Genomic DNA, 17,247 nt, shown 5'->3' with positions numbered 1-17,247 from the left:
GGGACGCCCCACGGGTGATCAAGATGACAGCGGGGTCACATGGGGGGCCAGGGTATCGCCGGCCAGTCCTCCGGCGGCTGCGGGAAGCGGCCGGTCTCGCGCAACCTCTCGACGCGGGCGGCCAGCTCGGCGATCTCGCTGATCGTCAGGTGGTCGGCCAGCTCCTCGCCGAGCGGCCCGGCGACCTGCGCGGCGAGCCCGTCGAGCATCTCCACGGCGTCCGGCGGAACCTGCTTGCCGGCCCAACCCCAGAGCACCGTACGGAGCTTGTCCTCGACGTGGAAGCTCACCCCGTGGTCGACGCCGTAGATGCGGTCGTCGGCGCCGACGAGCACGTGCCCGCCCTTGCGGTCCGCGTTGTTGATCACCGCGTCGAGTACGGCGAGGCGGGCCAGCCGTGGATCGTCGGCGTGCGCGAGGGCGTACGCGGCTCCGTCGTCGTCCCGGGCCGCCGCGATCGGGAACCAGCGGGGCGGCACCTCCTCGGCCGGCACGAACCCGACCAACGGCTCCGCGTCCTCCGGTTCGTCGATCCAGAGTTGGCAGGAACCGGGGCCGAACGGACCATCCCGCAGCACGGTCGGCGGCACCAGGCCCCAGCCGGTGGCGTGGGACACCAGGTACGCGGACACCTCCCGGCCGGCGAGGGTGCCGTCCGGGAAGTCCCACAGCGGGCGCTCCCCGCGGACCGGCTTGTAGACGCAGCGGGCCGTGACGCCGTCGAGGGTCAGGATGCCCCGCAGGGTGGTGTTCGACGCGTCGACCAGCCGACCCTCCAGGTCGAGGGTGCCGTCGCGGAGCAGCCGCAGCGCGGCGTCACCGTCGCGCAGAGGTTGGAGGCCGGACAAGGTCACCGGTGGTAACCGTTGTGCCGCGGGCACAGGTGCCCGGCGGGGTCCAACGGCTGGCCGCACAGCGGGCACGGCGGCCGGCCCGCGTTGACCACGCGCCGGGCCCGCTCGATGAACTGGCGGGTGGCCTGCGGTGTGAGCCGCACGCGCAACCGGTCCAGGTCCTCGTCCGGCTCCTCGTCCTCGTCGTCCTCTTCGTCGTCCTCGTCGCCCAGCTCGACCTCGGGCTCGACCTCGCCGGCGGCGATCGCCTCGATCACCACGGTCGCGGTGTCGACGTCGAAGGCCAGCCCGAGCGTCCCGACCCGGAACTCCTCGTCGACCGGGGTGTCCAACGGCTCGTTGTCGCCGGTCACCGGCGCCAGCTCGGGCAACTCCACCCCGAAGCGGCGCTGCGCCTCGGTGAGCAGTTCCTCCAGCTTCTCGGCCAGCAGGGACACCTGGACCTTTTCCAGCGCGACGCTGACCAGCCTGCCGCCGCCGCGGGCCTGCAGGAAGAACGTGCGCTCCCCCGGCGGCCCGACAGTCCCGGCGACGAACCGCTCCGGCGGTTCGAAGGCGTGCACCTGGTGGGTCATACCCACGACCCTATCCGGCCCACCATGGCATCGCGCACCCCACCGACCCGAATCGCCGCAGGGGCAACGCGCCCGGTGTACCGGCCGTCACACCCGGGCGTGGCGGCGTCCGTCCCGGTCATGGCGGTCCCGGACGTCGCGGCGGTGGGCGCCGGGATCCGCACCGGGCGCCTCATCGGGTCGCGCCCGCCCCGCCGCCGACGGCGGCGTCCGAGTCGGCCGCCCGCGTGGTCCGCCGACGCCGCTTGCGCGGCGGCGGGACCAGCGCGGCGAGGTCACCGCCCGTGTCATTGAGCCGGACCAGGAAGGGCCGCAGCGGCGTGAAGCGGATCGCGGTCACCGACGCCGGGTCGGCCACGATCCGCTGAAAGGCATCCAGGTGTACGCCGAGAGCGTCCGCCACGATGGCCTTGATCACGTCGCCGTGGCTGCACGCGAGCCAGACCGCCTCGGGCCCGTGCTCGGCGTTCACCCGGGCATCCCAGTCGCGGACGGCCGCCACCGCGCGGGCCGCCATCGCCGCCATCGCCTCGCCCTGCGGGAAGACCGCCGCGCTGGGGTGCTGCTGGACCACCGGCCAGAGCGGCTCCTTGGCGAGCTTCTTCAGCGGCTGCCCCTCCCAGCTGCCGTAGTCGCACTCGATCAGCCCTTCCTCCACCACCGGCGTGGCCTGGGGTAACGCCAGTTCCAGGGTCTGCCGGCAACGAATCAGCGGACTGGTGACGACCGCTGCCAACGGCACCGCCCGCAACCGCTCGCCGACCGCGGTGGCCTGGGCGCGCCCGGTGTCGTCCAGCTCGACCGGCTGCCGGCCGGCCAGGCCGCCGTCGGCGTTCGCGGTGGTACGGCCGTGTCGCAGAAGCAGAAGGGTCGCCACACTGATCACCCTAGGGCCTCCCCCACGCCCACGATCGCCACGGGCTCGGTGGCCACGCCGCTCGGCCGGAACGAGCATGATCGACTCGACATCGCCGATATCGGGGCATCATCCGGCTCCGGACACCCCGACTTCGGCGATCTGGAGTCGACCATCCGGTCCGACTGCCGCACGCGGGCGGTATGTCCGATTGGCAGGGGCCGCTGTGGTGGCCGGGTGCCCCGTGGCGGCTGGGCCGTGGCGGGTCTGCCGTTGCGGATGTGCCGTGGCGCGTGTGCCCCGTGGCCGGGGAGTTGTTGGGGCGCCGGCGGTCGTGGCCCTCGGACGATCGCCAGGAGCGCAGGTCACCGCCCGCCGCCCGTCGCCCGTCGGGTCGGGGCCCATCACCTCGCGTCCTTTGCTCTGCTTCAACCCAGGAAACACCCGGTGCCCGATTATCGGACGGGCAGGTGTTTCCTCGGTTGAAGCAGAGCAAAGGCGGGTCACCGCCCCCCGGCCCCCCGGGGAATGACCCCGAGCCGCGGGTCGTTACACCCGGTCCCGGCGCGACGGGCCCCGCCCTCCGCGGATCGTTAGCCCCTGGGAATGGCCCCGGCCGGCAGGTCGTTACACACGGACCGGCCGCCACGAGCCTCCCGCTCGCAGGCCGCCCCCCTCTCAAGACTTTTGAGCGCCCGGACGAGGTGCTGACACCCCCGCCACCAATCCCCCGCAACGGGTGGTGTGTGGGTGTTTCCTACCCCCGAAGGAGCAACCCCTGATGAACACGATCTTCCGCAAGAGCATGCTGTCCATCGCTGGTCTCGCGTTCGCCGGCGGCGTCTTCGCCGGCCCCATCGCCGCCCACGCCAACCCGGCCGTGAACGCCAAGCCCGCCACCGCAGCGGCGGTGCAGACCACCGCACCCAAGCCGCAGGGCGACCAGTCCCACATCACCCTCAACGACGAGCAGACCGCCAACGCCAAGGCCATCATCGCCGCCACCAAGAAGGCCGGCCTGCCCGAGCGGGCCGCGGTCATCTCCATCGCCACCAGCCTGCAGGAGTCCAAGCTGGAGAACCTGGGCCACCTCGGCGACGCCAACGACCACGACTCGTTGGGTCTGTTCCAGCAGCGCCCGTCCAGCGGTTGGGGCACGCCCGAGCAGATCACCGACCCCGAGTACTCCACCACCGCGTTCCTCAAGGGCCTCAAGCAGGTTGACGGCTGGCAGGACATGCCCCTGACCGACGCCGCGCAGACCGTACAGGTCTCCGCCTACCCGGACGCGTACGCCCAGTGGGAACAGCAGGCCACCGACCTGGTCGCCCACAACTGGAACAGCTAAGAGATCACCGATGGCCGGCACCCGACAACGGGCGCCGGCCATCGCCGTACCTTCAGTGCGAGCGGTCAGGTGGCGCTGATCGTGCCGGTCAGCAGGAGCGCCAGGACCAGGGTGCCCAGCGCGACCCGGTACAGGACGAAGACGTACAGGGTGTGGTGGGCGACGTAGCGCAGCAGCCAGGCGATCGCCGCGTACCCGATGCCGAACGCGATGAGGGTGGCCACGACCGTCTGGGCCACCGTAGGCACGGACGTCCCCGGGGCGGACGGTTCGAAGACGTCCCCGAGGCTGAACACCCCGGACATCACCACCGCCGGGATGGCCAGCAGGAACGAGTAGCGCGCGGCCGCCTCCCGGGTGAGGTTGAGCAGCAGGCCGGCGGTGAGCGTGCCCCCGGAGCGGGACACGCCGGGGACCAGCGCCATCGCCTGGGCGAAGCCCATCACGATGCCGTCCTTCATCCGGAAGTTCTCCAGCGTGCGCGTCTGCCGACCCCAGTACTCGGCGAAGGCCAGCACGAACGCGAACACGATCAGCGTGGTCGACACCAACCAGAGGTTGCGCCCGGCCGTCTTGATCTGATCCTTGAAGAGGAACCCGAACAGCCCGATGGGGATCGAGCCGACGATCACGTACCAGCCCATCCGGTAGTCGAGGCTCGAACGCACGGACTTGTCCTTGAGCCCGACCAGCCAGGTACGGGTGATCCGCCAGATGTCCTTCGCGAAGTAGATCAGCACGGCGGCCTCAGTGCCGAGCTGGGTGACCGCGGTGAACGACGCGCCCGCGTCGCGGTCGAAGAAGATCGCCGAGGTGATCCGCAGATGCCCCGACGAGCTGACCGGCAGGAACTCGGTCAGCCCTTGGACGATGCCCAGGACGATGGCCTCAACCCAGGTCACTCGCCGACTCCCGAGAGCTCGAGAGCCTCGGCGACGGTCCGCAGGGTCTGCACGCCGCTGTCCCGGTCGGCCACGAACAGGCTCACCGACAGCGTGGTGACGCCGGAGGCTGCGTACTCGCGCATCCTCTCGGCGATGCGCTCCTTCGGGCCCAGCAGCGACGTACGGTCGATGAACTCCATGGGTACGGCGGCGGCGGCGTCGCGCTGGCGCTTGGCCAGGTAGAGGTCCTGGACCTCGCGGGCGGCGTCGCCGTAGCCCATCCGGGTGGCGAGCTGGTTGTAGAAGTTCTGCTGCCGGCTGCCCATCCCGCCGACGTAGAGCGCGGCGTACCAGCGGACCAGCTCGGCGCAGGAGGCGACGTCGTCGCCGACGACGACCGGCACGGACGGCACCACGTCGAACCCGGCCAGTTCCTTGCCGGCCTTGGCCCGGCCGGCGGAGACGGCGGCGAGGTGCTCGTCGGCGAACTCCGGGGCGTAGAACACGGCGAGCCAGCCGTCGGCGATCTCGCCGGCCAGCTCCAGGTTCTTCGGGCCGACCGCGGCCAGGTAGATCGGGATGTGCTCGCGGGGCGGGTGGAAGCTCAGCCGCAGCGCCTTGCCGGGGCCGTCGGGCAGCGGCAGTGTGTAGTGCTCACCGTCGTACGCCACCTCCTTGCGGGCGATGGCCAGCTTGACGATGTCGACGAACTCGCGGGTACGGCCCAGGGGCTTGGCGAACCGCACGCCGTGCCAGCCCTCGGAGACCTGCGGGCCGGAGACGCCGAGGCCGAGCCGGAACCGGCCGCCGGACAGGGCGTCGATGGTGGCGGCCGTCATCGCGGTGGCCGCCGGTGTACGGGCGGGGATCTGCATCACCGCCGAGCCCACGTCGATCCGTTGCGTCTGGCCGGCCATCCAGGCGAGCATGCTGGGCGAGTCGGAGCCGTACGCCTCCGCGGCCCACACCACCGAGTAGCCGAGGCGGTCCGCCTCCTGAGCGAGCGCCAGGTGGTCGGCGGGCGTACTCCACGCTGTCTGGTATCCGAGGCTGAGCCCGAGTCGCACTGGTCCTCCCCCATCCGTGGCACAGGTCGCACCAGGTTACGCAATGCCGAAAACGGACCCGATCACCGGCTCACCGCCAATGATCCCCCGTCCGTCGCGGTGCCTTCCGGAGGCGGAACCGGCAGAACCGGCAGAGATGACGGGAGCGAGGATATCCGTGGCGGCGGGTTCGAAATAAGGTTCACCCATGCAACAGCGACCGCTCGGCCGAAGCGGGCTGGCGGTTTCGCGGCTCGCGCTCGGCACCATGACCTGGGGCCGGGACACCGACGCCGACGATGCGGCCGCCCAGCTGAAGAGTTTCCTGGACGCGGGCGGCAACCTGATCGACACCGCCGACGTGTACGGCGACGGCGATGCCGAGTCGGTGATCGGGTCGCTGCTGGGCACCCTCGTCCCGCGCGACGAGCTGCTGATCGCCACGAAGGCGGGGTTGCGTCCGGGCAGCGCCCGGCGGCGCGACGGCTCCCGGGGTCACCTGCTGCGCACCCTGGAGGCGTCGCTGCGTCGGCTCGGCACCGACCACGTCGACCTGTTCCAGGTGCACGGTTACGACCCGGACACCCCCCTGGAGGAGACCCTCGCGGCGCTGGACCACGCGGTGGCCAGCGGGAAGGTCCGTTACGTGGGTGTGTCGAACTTCTCCGGCTGGCAGACCGCGCGGGCCGCCGCCTGGCAGACGGCCTGGCCGGGGCGGGCGCCGGTGGTCGCCACCCAGGTGGAGTACTCGCTGCTGGAGCGGGGGGTGGAGCGGGAGGTCCTGCCGGCCGCAGACGCGTTGGGCCTCGGCGTGCTGCCCTGGTCGCCGTTGGGTCGGGGGGTGCTCACCGGCAAGTACCGGCACGGGCGTCCGGCGGACTCCCGGGCCGCTTCCCCGCACTTCGAGCGGTTCGTCTCCACCTACCTGGAGCCGCGCTGCTCCAGCATCGTGGAGGCGGTGGCGACCGCGGCCGGCGGGCTGGGGGTCTCGCCGCTGGAGGTGGCGCTGGCCTGGATCCGGGACCGGCCCGGGGTGACCGCGCCGATCCTGGGCGCCCGGACGGTCGGGCAACTGCTCGGCGCGTTGCAGGTCGAGCGCATCACGCTGCCCGAGGAGATCACCACGGCGTTGGAGGATGTCTCCGGGGTGCCGGTCGGCTACCCGGAACGCGACGGGTGACCCGAGACGGCCCAAGGACGGCAGGAACCGGGCACGGCAGCGGCGTCGGTCACCCTCCAGGGGGTGGCGGACTGCCGCCGGGCTGGGCAGCATGGGTGGCATGGACTACGAGTACGCGCCGCTGCGGTTGCCGCCCAACGTCGACCGGTTGACCGCAGCGGCGCAGTTGGCGATCCAGGCGGAGTTCTCCGGATGGGAGTTGGCCCGGGTACGGCTGTTCCGGGACGGCACGCGGCAGGTCATGTTGCGCCGTCGGCGGGTCAACCAGCCGCAGCCGGGCCTGTCGTACTGACACCCGGCCGGGGCACCGCGACGGAACGCCCGGGACCCGAACCGCGCTCGGTCGGGCCCCGGGCGTCGTACGGCCCGAAACCAACTAGTGCTGGTGCCCGGCGTGGTCGTGGTCGTCGTCGAGTTCCAGGAACGGGTGCTCGTCGAGCCGGCCGACGAGCCGGTCGTCACTGGCCGGCTGGAACGGGCCGACCGCGTCGTCGTCGTCGAACGACTCCAGGTCGACCGGGGTGCCCACCTCGCTGACCATCACCACCCCGTCGAGCGGTTCCAGCTCCGGGACGTCCAGCGCGCCGAGCGAGCCGTCGCCGCTCTGCAGCAGCTCCAGCACCGCCTCACCGACGCCCTCCACCGGCGCCGGCTCGTCGTCCTCGGGGGTGCCCTCGCGGCGGGCCGCCTCGGCCGCCCGCAGCAGCGCGGAGATGCTCGGCACCCGGTAGTCGCGGCGTTGGCGCACCGAGATCACCCGGGGGTGCGGGTCGCTGGCCTCGACACCGTCGCCGCCGAAGCGCTCGTCGGCCTCGTCCGGGTCGATGGAGTCGACGTCCCACGGCGTGACCTCACCGAAGGCGTCGAGGAGCTGCTCGTCGTAGGCGAAGGAGGCGTTGTTCAACGCCACGTACGCCTGCCAGACGTCGTCGTCGTCGACGCGGCCCTGCGCGGCGCGTACGGCGGCCAGGTGGTGGCGGGCCGCTTCGATCACCCGCTCGAGTGCGGCGTCCAGCTCACCGTGCTGGTCGGTCATGTGGGGCAGTCCCTTCACGATGGGTAGGTAACGCGGACACTGCTAGCAGGTGCGGAGGAACCGGTCGAGAACCCGCACGCCGAACTGTAGTCCGTCGACCGGAACGCGCTCGTCGATGCCGTGGAACAACGCGGAGAAGTTCAGGTCGGCGGGCAGCCGCAGCGGCGCGAATCCGAAGCAGCGGATGCCGAGCGTCGAGAACGCCTTCGCGTCGGTGCCGCCGGAGAGCATGTACGGCACCGGCCGAGCGCCCGGGTCCTCGGCGCGCAGCGCCGCCGACATGGCCTCGACGAGGTCGCCGTCGAAGGTGGTCTCCAACGCGGGCTGCCGCTGGATGTACTCGATGTCGATGTCCGGGCCGACCAGCTCGCGCAACTGCCGCTCCAGCAGCTCGGACTGGCCGGGGAGGCTGCGGCAGTCGATGGTGGCGGTGGCGCGGCCCGGGATGACGTTGTCCTTGTAGCCGGCGGCGAGGCGCGTCGGGTTGGCCGTGTTGCGGATGGTCGCGCCGATGATGTTGGCGATCGGGCCGAGCTTGGCGATGGCGACCTCCGGGTCCTCCGGGTCCAGCTCGATGCCGAGCAGGTCGGAGACCTCGGTCAGGAACGCCCGTACGGTGTCGGTGACCACCACCGGGAAGCGGTGCCGACCGATGCGGGCCACCGCCTCGGCGAGGGCGGTGACCGCGTTGTCGTCGTGCACCATCGACCCGTGCCCGGGTCGGCCCTTGGCGTGCAGCCGCAGCCAGTCGATGCCCTTCTCGGCGGTCTCGATGAGGTAGAGGCGCTGGCTGTCGTTCACCGAGTAGGAGAACCCGCCGACCTCGCCGATCGCCTCGGCGCAGCCGTCGAAGAGGTCGCGGTGGTTCTCGACCAGGAAGCGCGCGCCGTAGTCGCTGCCCGCCTCCTCGTCGGCGGTGTACGCGAGGACGATGTCGCGCGGGGGCCGGACGCCGGTGCGCTGCCAGTGCCGCACCACGGCGAGCACCATCGCGTCGAAGTCCTTCATGTCGATGGCGCCGCGACCCCACAGGTAGCCGTCGCGCTGCTCGCCGGAGAACGGGTGCACCGACCACTCGTCGGCGTCGGCGGGCACCACGTCCAGGTGGCCGTGCACCAGCAGGGCTTCCCGGCTCGGGTCGGCGCCGGGGATGCGGGCCACCACGTTCGCCCGGCCGGGCGCGGACTCGTGCAGGACCGGCTCGATGCCCACCTCGGCGAGCTTCTCCGCCACGTACTCGGCCGCGCGGCGTTCGCCCACGCTGGTGTCGTTGTCACCGGTGTTGGTGGTGTCGATGCGCAGCAGGTCGCGGCAGAGGTCCACGACCTCCGCGGTGGGGTCCGGTCGGGCGGAGGCGGCGTCGCTCGTCATCGCCCCTTCATACCAGCCCGGAGTTACCGGCGGGCCGGCGCACCGACGGGACGCGGCCGGGCATCCAGGTCGACGAATCGGGCGGCGGTTTCGCGGCGGCCGCGTTCGGGTACCGCCGCCCACGACCGCACATCCCCTGCCGGGGCTTCCGCCCGCCAGTCGAGGAGGGCATCATGTCCGCCGTTCCCCTGCCCCCGTTGCCGCCCACGCCCGCCCCCGACGAGGGTTACCGGCCCGGCGGCCGCAGCGTCGCCGACATCGTGGACCGCGAGCACCGGCAGTTGCTGACCCTCGTGGACCAGCTGAGCGGCCCGGACGCCACGCCGAACGAGGCACTCGCGGTGCTCACCGCCGCGCTGTCGCGGCACATCTCCGCCGAGGAGCAGTACCTGCTGCCGGCGGTGCGGGCGGCGCTGCCGGCCGAGGCCGCCCGGGTGGACGCGGAGATCGACGGTGACGCGGCGCTGCTGGCCACCCTCAAGGGGCTGAACGACGAGAGCGTGACCGAGGTCGCCGAGCGGGTCCGCCGCCACGTCGACGGGGTGGGCGCGCTCGTCACCGAGCTGCGCGCGGTGGCGACGTCGGAGGAGCTGATCCGGCTGGGCAACCGGTTGGAGATCGCCGAGGAGGCCGCGCCGACCCGGCCGCACCCGGGCACTCCGGCCACGCCGCCGTGGAACCGCATCGTCGAGCCGGCGGTGGGCGTGGTGGACAAGCTCCGCGACGCGGTGACGCGGCGGCCGACGTACCTGAAGGACCTGCCGGAGCCGCCGCGCGACTGAAGGCGCGGGCCGCACCACAGAATGCATTCAATGTCACCGATCCACTTGGCCCCTTCCGCAGGCTGCGACGTGGTCCTACCGTCACCGTATGAACCTGGAGCTGCGACACCTACGGGTGGTCTGCGCGATCGCGGAGACAGGGAGTGTGACCAAGGCGGCGTCGGCCCTCGGGCTCGCCCAGCCGGCGCTGACCGCCCAGCTCCAGCGGATCGAACGGACGCTGGGCGGGCCGCTGTTCGACCGGGACCGGCGCGGCGCCCGCCCCACCGCGCTCGGTGAGCTGGTGCTCGCCCGGGCCCGGTGCTGCTGCCGGCCATGAAGGGCCTACAGGACGAGGCGGCGCGGCTGGCCGGCGCCGCCGAGGTGTCGCGCTGCTACCGGCTCGGCGGCGTGAACAGCCCGATCCTGGGCCGGCTGGTGCACCGGCTCGCCGCCGAGGAGCCGCCGGCCCAGATCACCACGTACGCCTCGTGGTCGGTGGACGAGCTGGCGCAGTTGGTGGCCGGCGGACGGTTGGACTTCGCCCTCACCGGCGTCTGCGGCGATGCCACCCCGTCGGCCGAGTTCGGGTTGAGGTGGCGGGAGGTGGCCGTCGATCCGGTGCTGGTCCTGCTGCCGGCGAGCCACCCGCTCGCCGACCGGGACGAGGTGCGCCTGGCCGACCTGCGCCACGAGCAATGGGTGGCGGCGCCCGGCGACGGCTGCTTCGGCGACTGTTTCGCCGCCGCCTGCGCCCGCGCCGGCTTCACCCCGCGCAAGGTGTACGAGACCGACATCCGCGGCTGCGTCGACCTGGTGGACGCCGGCGTGGCGGTGGCCCTGTGCCAGGCGACGTTCCGGCCGGTGGCCGGTCTGGTCACCCGGCGGTTGGCCGGTGTCCCGCTGCGCTGGCGACTGCTGCTGGGGTGGCATCCGGAGTCGCCCGCCGCCCGCGACGCCGAGCTGCTGCTGGCCACGGCGAAGGCGGCGTACACCGACTCGCTGGCGTCGCACCCCACCTACCTGGACTGGCTGGTGCGCAATCCGGCCTTCGGCGTCCGGCAGCCCAGCGCGGCGTGAGGGCCTACTGCCCGACGGGCTCGGCGGGTCGCCGCGTGAAGAAGCGGACGAGGTCGTCGGCCGCCGTCGGGGACAGCATCATCGCCTGGACCCGTGCGCACATCTCGGCGATCGGCTGGACCCGGGCGAACATCGCCTCCTCGTACGCCCGGATCGCCGCGTCCGGGTCGTCGGGGTGGACGACGAGTTCGTGGGCGAGTTCGGCGGCGTCGAGCATGGCCTGGTTGGCGCCCTCGCCGACCGGGGGCATGAGGTGCGCGGCGTCACCGAGCAGGGTGACGCCCGGCTGGTGGACCCAGCGCGCGCCGACCGGCATCGCCTCGACCCGGCGCGGCGTCGGCGCGTCGTCGCCGGCGTCGATGAGCGCGACCAGGCGCGCGTCCCAGCCGTCGAAGAGGGCCCGTAGCGCATCCTTGCTGCGGTAGGCGTCCAGGTCACGGCCCTCGGCACGGAGGGAGATCCCGACCCGGATGCTGCCGTCGCCGAGGCGCTGGGCGGCGAGGATCTGGTTGACGCCGACGCACCACAGGTTGCCGGGGCCGACCATCTCGGCGAGATCCGGGTGGCGTCGGTCGGCGTCGCCGATGGTGAGATCCACGTGGGTGGAGACGTACGTCAGTGGCGCGTCGATCAGCAGCGGTCGGACCACCGAGCGGGCGCCGTCCGCGCCGACGAGCATGTCGCACTCGACGCGACGACCGCCGTCGAAGGTCAGCAGGAAACCGCCGGCGGGTCGCGGCGTCGCCCCGACGAGGCGATGACCCCAGGCGACCGCGTCGGACGGGAGCGCGTCGAGCAGAAGATGACGCAGGACGGTGCGGTCGATCTCCGGGCGTCCGTCGAACGAGCCGGGGCGCGGTGTGTGGTGCACGAGCGTACGCCCGGCGGGGTCGAGGATGCGGTGCTCCTCGCCCTCGGGCCGCGCCGACGACCGGAACTCCTCGCCGAGGCCCGCCTCGGCGAGGGCGCGCTGCCCGGACTCCGGGTGCAGGTCGAGCATCCCGCCCTGCGAGCGCGCGGCCCGGTCCGCCTCGCGTTCGTGGACCACCGCCTCGACGCCGTGCCGGTGCAGGATCCGTGCCAGTGTCAGCCCACCCAGGCCGCCGCCCACGATCGCCAGTCGCATCGCCATGCTCCTTACCGTACACTGTATTGCGTGGATACACCGTACGGTAGCGAAGTGGTGCCCGTGTGGGAACGGCCCGAGCCCCGCCCGCGGGCGACGCCGGTGCCGCTGAGCCGCGCGAAGATCGCCGACACGGCGATCCGGCTCGCCGACGCGCACGGCCTCGACGGCCTGTCGGTCCGCCGGATCGCCAAGGAACTCGGCGTCGGCCCGATGCGCCTCTACGACTACGTGACCAACCGGTCGGAGCTGCTCGACCTGATGGTCGACGCCGTCTACGGCGAGATCGCCGAGGGCGGCCCGCACCCCGGGTGGCGTGCCACGGTGCTGGCCATCGTGCGACGGACCCGCGCCGCCGCCCTCGACCACGAGTGGTTCTCCGACCTGCTCGGCGGCCGACCACAGCTCGGGCCGCACGCGCTCGCCGTGGGCGAGTCGACCGCCGCGGCGCTCAGCCAGGCCCCCGCCGTACGCGACGTCGACGACCTCCAGCGGGCCCTGGGCGCCCTCAACGCCTTCATCATCGGAGCGCTGCGGCGGGAGGTCACCGAGCGGCGCACCGCCCGGGCCACCGGCACCGAGTTGAGCGCCTGGCAGGCCAGCCTCGGCCCCTACCTGACGCGCATGCTCGACACGGGCCGCTACCCCACGATCGCCCGGCTCGTCGTCGACGGCGCGCACCTCGACGCCGAGGAGACCTTCGACCACAACCTGACCACCCTCCTGGACGGCATCGCCGGCCGGGGAGGCTAGATGAGGCGAGACGAGGGCCACCGCCGGTGCGAACCGCCGCTGTCCGGGTATCTGGCGGACATGACCGATCTCTACCCGCCCGCCGACGACCGCGAACTGCTCCGCCAGGCCGCCGCCGCGCACACCGCCGCCACCCGTCAGGTGGAGGCTTTCCTGCGCCGGCTCCCGGAGGTGCCCGACCCGGCCGACGTCACCGAGTACGCCAACCTGCTCACCCGCGAGGACCAGACCCGGGGCGAACGCGACGCCGCCGCCGACGCGGCGGGGCTGACCATCGGCAGCCTGGAACCCGACCAGGGCCAGTAGGGCGCGACGACGGCGCCGACCCGGTACCGGGTCGGCGCCGTCCCGTACGGCCGCGCTCAGCGTTCCACGAGCGGATCGTGCCCGAGGTCGAGCAGCGAGTGCCGCCACTCGTCGTCGGCGTTGCCGCGCCGGGGCTTGGCGTCCATCAGCTCGCGGATCCGCTCGACCGCCTCGCGCATCACCTCGATGTCCTCCGGCGTGAGGTCGACCTTGCGCTTGTTGAGCACCTTGAGGATCTCCCGCCCCGGCTGGGGCAGATCCAGGTCCGGGTTCGGACTGAACGACTCCTCCCCCGATCCCCTGGTCAACAGCCAGGTGCGCAGCTGCTCCGACGGGACGTTGACCTCGGCGTGGAAGTCCTCCCAGAGCACTTCCACCTCGGGGTCGAGCCGCGTGTCGCGTACCATCACGTCTCCTCTCGCGTCTCCGGGTCGTCCTGGTCGGTCTTGGGGTGCAGGCCCTCGGCTGGTACCCGCGTCCGACGTGGATTGGCCGTCGGGGGCGCCAGGATCGGGTCGGGGTGCTCGTCCGCGTCCTCGTGCGGCTCGTCGTGGTCCTCGCGTCCCGCCGGCCCGCTCATCGTGGGTGTGTTGTCGTGGCGGCGGTGTAGCCCCGCTCGCCCGCGGTCACGTCGAAGGTGAGTTGCCCGTCGCGGGCGTCCACGACGACCTTCTGGCCGGGTGAGATCGCCGATTCGAGCAGCATCCGGGACAGGTGGTTGTCGACCTCGCGCTGGATCACCCGGCGCAGCGGACGGGCGCCGAACTCCGGCTGGTAGCCGTGCTCGGCGAGCCAGTCCACCCCGGCGGTGGTGAACTCGACCTGGATGTCCTGGGCGTGCATCCGGCGGCGGGTCTCCTCCAGCAGCAGCGCGGTGATGTCGCGCAACTGCTCGGCCTCCAGTCGACGGAAGATGATGACCTCGTCGATGCGGTTCAGGAACTCCGGGCGGAAGTTCTCCTGCAGGCGGCGCATCAACCGCTCGCGCAGCTCGTCGTTCTCCTGCTCGCTGCCGGGCGCGCCGGTGCCGAAGCCGACGGCACGCTGGGTGCCGGTGATCAGCTCGGAGCCGAGGTTGCTCGTCATGATCAGGACGGTGTTCTTGAAGTTCACCGTACGGCCCTGGCTGTCGGTGAGCCGTCCGTCGTCGAGCACCTGGAGCAGGATGTTGAACACGTCCGGGTGCGCCTTCTCGATCTCGTCGAGCAGCACCACCGCGTACGGGCGGCGGCGTACCGCCTCGGTGAGCTGGCCGGCCTCCTCGTAGCCGACGTACCCGGGCGGGGCGCCGACCAGCCGGCTGACGGTGTGCCGCTCCTGGAACTCGCTCATGTCGACCCGGACCATCCGGTCCGCCTCGCCGAACAGCGCCTCGGCCAGGGCGCGGGCCAGCTCGGTCTTGCCGACGCCGGTGGGGCCGAGGAACAGGAAGCTGCCCATCGGGCGCTCCGGGTCGGCCAGCCCGGCCCGGGACCGGCGGACCGCCTCGGCCACCGCGGTGACCGCGTCGTCCTGGCCGACCACCTTCTCGTGCAGGTGACCCTCCAGGCGCAGCAGCCGGTCGCGTTCCTCCTCGGTGAGTTGGCTGACCGGGATACCGGTGGCCCGGGAGACAACTTCGGCGATCTCCTGCGGACCCACCTCGGGCACCTGCGAGGACGACTGGCCGTCCTCGCCGTTGGCCCGCCGCATCTCCTCCTCCAGCTCGGAGATCCGGTCGCGCAGCGCCGAGGCCCGCTCGTACTGCTCGTCGGTGACGGCCTGCTCCTTGTCGCGGCGTACGTCGTCGAGCTCCTGTTCCAGCTCCCGTACGTCGGACGCCGGGGTACGGGTGCGCAACCGCACGCGCGCGCCGGCCTGGTCGATGAGGTCGATCGCCTTGTCCGGCAGGAACCGGTCGGTTACGTACCGGTCGGACAGCTCGGCGGCGGTGACCAGCGCCTCGTCGGTGAAGCGCACCTGGTGGTGCGCCTCGTACCGGTCCCGCAGTCCGCGCAGGATCGCGATCGTGTCGTCGATGCTCGGCTCGGGCACCAACACGGGCTGGAAACGCCGGGCCAGCGCGGCGTCCTTCTCGATGCTCTTGCGGTACTCGTCAAGCGTGGTCGCGCCGATCACCCGCAGCTCGCCCCGCGCCAGGGCGGGCTTGAGCATGTTGGACGCGTCCATCCCGCCCTCGCTGCCGGCGCCACCCGCGCCGACCAGGGTGTGGATCTCGTCCAGGAAGATGATCAGCTCGTCGCGGTGTGCGCGGATCTCGTCGATGACCTTCTTGAGGCGTTCCTCGAAGTCACCCCGGTAGCGGGTGCCGGCGACCAGGCCGGCGAGGTCGAGCTGGACGACCCGCTTGCCGAGCAGGGTCTGCGGGACGTCCCCGTCACAGATCCGCTCGGCCAATCCCTCGACGATGGCGGTCTTGCCGACACCGGCCTCGCCGATGAGCACCGGGTTGTTCTTGGTCCGGCGGGACAGGATCTCCACGGCCTGCTCGATCTCGTCGGCCCGGCCGATCACCGGGTCGATCTGGTCGTTGCGGGCCAGGTCGGTGAGGTCCTGGCCGTACTGGTCGAGGGTGGGCGTACCCCGGTCCGGCTTCGGTCCGTTCATCGGGCCGCGCTCGGCGTTGGCCGCCTGCAACGACTCGGGTTGGATCCGACCGGCGGCCAGCATCCGGCCGGCGGGCGACTCGGGGTTGAGCGGCAGGGCCATCAGGATGTGCTCGGGGCCGATGTAGTTGGCGCCCATCGCCCGGGACAACTGGTGGGCGTCGAGCAGCGCCCGCTTGGCCGCCGGGGTCAGCGAGAGGTTGGGCGGCACCTCGCCGCGCGGCGCGCCGTCGCCCTTTCCACCGAGGGCGTTGAGCAGGGTGTCCGGGTCGGCGCCGGCCCGGCGGACCAGGTCGCGCAGCGGTTCGCGTTGCAGCGCGGCCCAGAGCAGGTGGTCGGTGTCCAGGTCGTTGCTCTGCCGCTGCGCGGCGCGACGGGCCGCGTCGGCCAGCATCTCCCGCGCGTCGGCGGTCATCAGTCGGGTGATGTCGACCCGGTGCGGCGGTCGGCGTCCTCCCTCGCCCCGGCCGAAGTACCGGGCCAGGAATTCATCCCACGGGTCGGAGCCGAGATCACCGGGTCCCATCATGTCTCTCCTCCGCAGTCGGGCGCGGCACGGTCGGCAGGGGCTACCCGGCACCCGGCCCGACAAACGCCGCAGGCGGTGGCGCACCTCGCCGTGGAGTGGCGTCCGGCCGGTTCGGTCCGGTGGTGGCAGGCTGGCGGCATGACGGAGAACCCGCTGCTGATCGTGGACGGTGCCAACGTGGTGGGCTCCCGCCCCAACGGGTGGTGGCGAGACCGGGCCGGGGCCGCCGCCCGGCTGCGGGACGCCCTCGCGCCGGTGGCCGCCGAGGGGCTGCCCGCCCGGTTGACGGCACCGGTCGACGTGGTGCTCGTGGTCGAGGGCGCGGCGCGGGACGTGCCGGGCATCGACGAGGTGCGCGTGGTCTCCGCCCCCGGTTCGGGGGACGACACGGTGGTCGAGCTGGTGCGGACGGCCCCGCAGCGCCGCCGGCTGGTGGTCACCGCCGACCGGGAGCTGCGCGAGCGGGTCACGGCCCTGGGCGCCGAGGTGTACGGCCCCCGCTGGCTCCGCGATAACTGAAAGGTTCTCGCACTGGGACTCCCACAGAACGGACTCCCGGCACTTCACGGGGGTTAACGGTCAGGCGGGCATCAACACCGCCAGGGCGGATGTTCTCCCGGCGACGCCGGTAGGCTCTAATGGAGATCTCCCCGCCCCCAGGAGGTTCCGCCGTGGCGAGCGTCGCCGAGCTGAAGGCTGCCATCGATGTCGCCCTCCAACAGATCGGTGACGGGCAGACAGCCGTCCAGGCGGCAGGTGAGAAGCTGGCCGAGGCGCAACAGACACTGGCCGGCGCGCTGGAGGGCAGCGGCCACGAGACGGTCGAGGCGGCCCAGGCCTCGCTGACACAGGCCAGTCAGGAGTTGGAGGAGTGTCTCGCCGCGACACTGGTCGCGGTGGAGCAGGCCCAGCTCTACGTCTCCACCCTGTAGGCCG

The 17,247-nt window shown here is 72.4% G+C and carries 19 protein-coding genes and 1 pseudogene; 9 read left to right on the top strand and 11 right to left on the bottom strand.

Annotated elements, in window-relative coordinates:
* Positions 1 to 35: 35 nt before the first annotated feature.
* The 3 genes from ACQP0N_RS15345 to ACQP0N_RS15335 form a co-directional block, all read right to left on the bottom strand.
* Complete coding sequence (locus ACQP0N_RS15345; RefSeq protein ID WP_433120992.1) at positions 36 to 854, bottom strand: SCO1664 family protein; 819 nt, start codon at positions 852 to 854, stop codon at positions 36 to 38.
* Complete coding sequence (locus ACQP0N_RS15340) at positions 851 to 1,429, bottom strand: DUF3090 domain-containing protein (protein WP_355052975.1); 579 nt, start codon at positions 1,427 to 1,429, stop codon at positions 851 to 853. Before ACQP0N_RS15340 ends, ACQP0N_RS15345 begins: the two co-directional genes overlap by 4 nt.
* A gap of 172 nt (positions 1,430 to 1,601) precedes the next feature.
* Positions 1,602 to 2,315 carry an MSMEG_4193 family putative phosphomutase gene (locus ACQP0N_RS15335; RefSeq protein ID WP_433120990.1) on the bottom strand — a complete coding sequence of 238 codons (714 nt, stop codon included), beginning with the start codon at positions 2,313 to 2,315 and terminating at the stop codon, positions 1,602 to 1,604.
* Between the two features lie 751 nt (positions 2,316 to 3,066).
* Here ACQP0N_RS15335 and ACQP0N_RS15330 point away from each other — a divergent pair.
* Positions 3,067 to 3,633 (top strand): hypothetical protein, encoded by a 567-nt coding sequence (locus ACQP0N_RS15330; protein WP_433120988.1) that lies wholly within the window; start codon positions 3,067 to 3,069, stop codon positions 3,631 to 3,633.
* Between the two features lie 65 nt (positions 3,634 to 3,698).
* Here the strand turns inward: ACQP0N_RS15330 and ACQP0N_RS15325 are convergent, their stop codons facing one another.
* Both ACQP0N_RS15325 and ACQP0N_RS15320 read right to left on the bottom strand, forming a co-directional pair.
* A complete protein-coding gene (locus ACQP0N_RS15325; RefSeq protein WP_433120986.1) occupies positions 3,699 to 4,535 on the bottom strand; it encodes an undecaprenyl-diphosphate phosphatase in 837 nt (278 codons plus the stop codon).
* Positions 4,532 to 5,584, bottom strand: a complete 1,053-nt coding sequence (locus ACQP0N_RS15320) for an LLM class F420-dependent oxidoreductase (RefSeq protein WP_433120984.1) — start codon at positions 5,582 to 5,584, stop codon at positions 4,532 to 4,534. The genes ACQP0N_RS15325 and ACQP0N_RS15320 overlap by 4 nt, the downstream gene beginning before the upstream one ends.
* A 187-nt stretch (positions 5,585 to 5,771) precedes the next feature.
* On the opposite strand from ACQP0N_RS15320, the gene ACQP0N_RS15315 reads away from it, so the two are divergent.
* Together ACQP0N_RS15315 and ACQP0N_RS15310 are read left to right on the top strand one after the other, a co-directional pair.
* The gene (locus tag ACQP0N_RS15315) at positions 5,772 to 6,743 is read left to right on the top strand and encodes an aldo/keto reductase (RefSeq protein WP_421470824.1); all 972 of its coding nucleotides are present in this window, start codon (positions 5,772 to 5,774) and stop codon (positions 6,741 to 6,743) included.
* Between the two features lie 100 nt (positions 6,744 to 6,843).
* Positions 6,844 to 7,035: a DUF5703 family protein gene (locus ACQP0N_RS15310; RefSeq protein ID WP_039906151.1), complete on the top strand. Its 192-nt coding sequence runs from the start codon at positions 6,844 to 6,846 to the stop codon at positions 7,033 to 7,035.
* Positions 7,036 to 7,119: 84 nt separating this feature from the next.
* Here the strand turns inward: ACQP0N_RS15310 and ACQP0N_RS15305 are convergent, their stop codons facing one another.
* A complete protein-coding gene (locus ACQP0N_RS15305) occupies positions 7,120 to 7,779 on the bottom strand; it encodes a hypothetical protein (RefSeq protein WP_396799381.1) in 660 nt (219 codons plus the stop codon).
* A 42-nt stretch (positions 7,780 to 7,821) separates the two neighbouring features.
* Positions 7,822 to 9,150, bottom strand: a complete 1,329-nt coding sequence (locus ACQP0N_RS15300; RefSeq protein WP_433120981.1) for a M20/M25/M40 family metallo-hydrolase — start codon at positions 9,148 to 9,150, stop codon at positions 7,822 to 7,824.
* 173 nt (positions 9,151 to 9,323) lie between these two features.
* Here ACQP0N_RS15300 and ACQP0N_RS15295 point away from each other — a divergent pair, with 173 nt between their 5' ends.
* Positions 9,324 to 9,932, top strand: coding sequence for a hemerythrin domain-containing protein (locus tag ACQP0N_RS15295; RefSeq protein WP_433120979.1), 609 nt, complete (start codon positions 9,324 to 9,326; stop codon positions 9,930 to 9,932).
* Between the two features lie 88 nt (positions 9,933 to 10,020).
* Positions 10,021 to 10,991, top strand: a pseudogene (locus tag ACQP0N_RS15290) (LysR substrate-binding domain-containing protein).
* Between the two features lie 4 nt (positions 10,992 to 10,995).
* Here ACQP0N_RS15290 and ACQP0N_RS15285 read toward each other — a convergent pair.
* Positions 10,996 to 12,123, bottom strand: a complete 1,128-nt coding sequence (locus ACQP0N_RS15285) for an FAD-dependent oxidoreductase (RefSeq protein WP_433120977.1) — start codon at positions 12,121 to 12,123, stop codon at positions 10,996 to 10,998.
* Between the two features lie 24 nt (positions 12,124 to 12,147).
* On the opposite strand from ACQP0N_RS15285, the gene ACQP0N_RS15280 reads away from it, so the two are divergent.
* Both ACQP0N_RS15280 and ACQP0N_RS15275 read left to right on the top strand, forming a co-directional pair.
* Positions 12,148 to 12,870 carry a TetR/AcrR family transcriptional regulator gene (locus tag ACQP0N_RS15280; protein WP_433120976.1) on the top strand — a complete coding sequence of 241 codons (723 nt, stop codon included), beginning with the start codon at positions 12,148 to 12,150 and terminating at the stop codon, positions 12,868 to 12,870.
* Positions 12,871 to 12,930: 60 nt separating this feature from the next.
* Positions 12,931 to 13,176, top strand: a complete 246-nt coding sequence (locus tag ACQP0N_RS15275) for a hypothetical protein (protein WP_266241928.1) — start codon at positions 12,931 to 12,933, stop codon at positions 13,174 to 13,176.
* Between the two features lie 56 nt (positions 13,177 to 13,232).
* Here the strand turns inward: ACQP0N_RS15275 and ACQP0N_RS15270 are convergent, their stop codons facing one another.
* Genes ACQP0N_RS15270 through ACQP0N_RS15260 form a run of 3 tightly spaced genes read right to left on the bottom strand, consistent with a single transcriptional unit; the run spans position 13,233 to position 16,311 of the window.
* Entirely contained in the window at positions 13,233 to 13,583 is a 351-nt protein-coding gene (locus ACQP0N_RS15270) for a DUF3140 domain-containing protein (RefSeq protein ID WP_234582023.1), read from the bottom strand.
* Positions 13,583 to 13,756, bottom strand: a complete 174-nt coding sequence (locus ACQP0N_RS15265; RefSeq protein ID WP_357122105.1) for a hypothetical protein — start codon at positions 13,754 to 13,756, stop codon at positions 13,583 to 13,585. The genes ACQP0N_RS15270 and ACQP0N_RS15265 overlap by 1 nt, the downstream gene beginning before the upstream one ends.
* Complete coding sequence (locus ACQP0N_RS15260; protein WP_433120973.1) at positions 13,753 to 16,311, bottom strand: ATP-dependent Clp protease ATP-binding subunit; 2,559 nt, start codon at positions 16,309 to 16,311, stop codon at positions 13,753 to 13,755. The genes ACQP0N_RS15265 and ACQP0N_RS15260 overlap by 4 nt, the downstream gene beginning before the upstream one ends.
* A gap of 138 nt (positions 16,312 to 16,449) precedes the next feature.
* Between ACQP0N_RS15260 and ACQP0N_RS15255 the strand changes: the two genes are divergently transcribed.
* Both ACQP0N_RS15255 and ACQP0N_RS15250 read left to right on the top strand, forming a co-directional pair.
* On the top strand, positions 16,450 to 16,830 hold the full coding sequence (locus tag ACQP0N_RS15255; RefSeq protein ID WP_355052448.1) for a hypothetical protein: 381 nt from the start codon (positions 16,450 to 16,452) through the stop codon (positions 16,828 to 16,830).
* Positions 16,831 to 16,982: 152 nt separating this feature from the next.
* Positions 16,983 to 17,243 (top strand): hypothetical protein, encoded by a 261-nt coding sequence (locus ACQP0N_RS15250; protein ID WP_007076395.1) that lies wholly within the window; start codon positions 16,983 to 16,985, stop codon positions 17,241 to 17,243.
* The last annotated feature ends 4 nt before the right edge of the window (positions 17,244 to 17,247 follow it).

Origin of the sequence: Micromonospora sp. CA-246542 (assembly GCF_050942905.1) — a bacterium.
In the GTDB taxonomy this organism is placed as follows: domain Bacteria; phylum Actinomycetota; class Actinomycetes; order Mycobacteriales; family Micromonosporaceae; genus Micromonospora.
This window is presented reverse-complemented; position numbering and strand designations above follow the sequence as displayed.

Coding starts and splice junctions, on each gene's coding strand:
- ACQP0N_RS15340 (WP_355052975.1), bottom strand. CDS start 1,429: ATGACCCACCAGGTGCACGCCTTCGAACCGCCGGAGCGGTTCGTCGCC.
- ACQP0N_RS15330 (WP_433120988.1), top strand. CDS start 3,067: ATGAACACGATCTTCCGCAAGAGCATGCTGTCCATCGCTGGTCTCGCG.
- ACQP0N_RS15315 (WP_421470824.1), top strand. CDS start 5,772: ATGCAACAGCGACCGCTCGGCCGAAGCGGGCTGGCGGTTTCGCGGCTC.
- ACQP0N_RS15310 (WP_039906151.1), top strand. CDS start 6,844: ATGGACTACGAGTACGCGCCGCTGCGGTTGCCGCCCAACGTCGACCGG.
- ACQP0N_RS15305 (WP_396799381.1), bottom strand. CDS start 7,779: ATGACCGACCAGCACGGTGAGCTGGACGCCGCACTCGAGCGGGTGATC.
- ACQP0N_RS15300 (WP_433120981.1), bottom strand. CDS start 9,150: ATGACGAGCGACGCCGCCTCCGCCCGACCGGACCCCACCGCGGAGGTC.
- ACQP0N_RS15295 (WP_433120979.1), top strand. CDS start 9,324: ATGTCCGCCGTTCCCCTGCCCCCGTTGCCGCCCACGCCCGCCCCCGAC.
- ACQP0N_RS15285 (WP_433120977.1), bottom strand. CDS start 12,123: ATGGCGATGCGACTGGCGATCGTGGGCGGCGGCCTGGGTGGGCTGACA.
- ACQP0N_RS15275 (WP_266241928.1), top strand. CDS start 12,931: ATGACCGATCTCTACCCGCCCGCCGACGACCGCGAACTGCTCCGCCAG.
- ACQP0N_RS15270 (WP_234582023.1), bottom strand. CDS start 13,583: ATGGTACGCGACACGCGGCTCGACCCCGAGGTGGAAGTGCTCTGGGAG.
- ACQP0N_RS15265 (WP_357122105.1), bottom strand. CDS start 13,756: ATGAGCGGGCCGGCGGGACGCGAGGACCACGACGAGCCGCACGAGGAC.
- ACQP0N_RS15260 (WP_433120973.1), bottom strand. CDS start 16,311: ATGATGGGACCCGGTGATCTCGGCTCCGACCCGTGGGATGAATTCCTG.
- ACQP0N_RS15255 (WP_355052448.1), top strand. CDS start 16,450: ATGACGGAGAACCCGCTGCTGATCGTGGACGGTGCCAACGTGGTGGGC.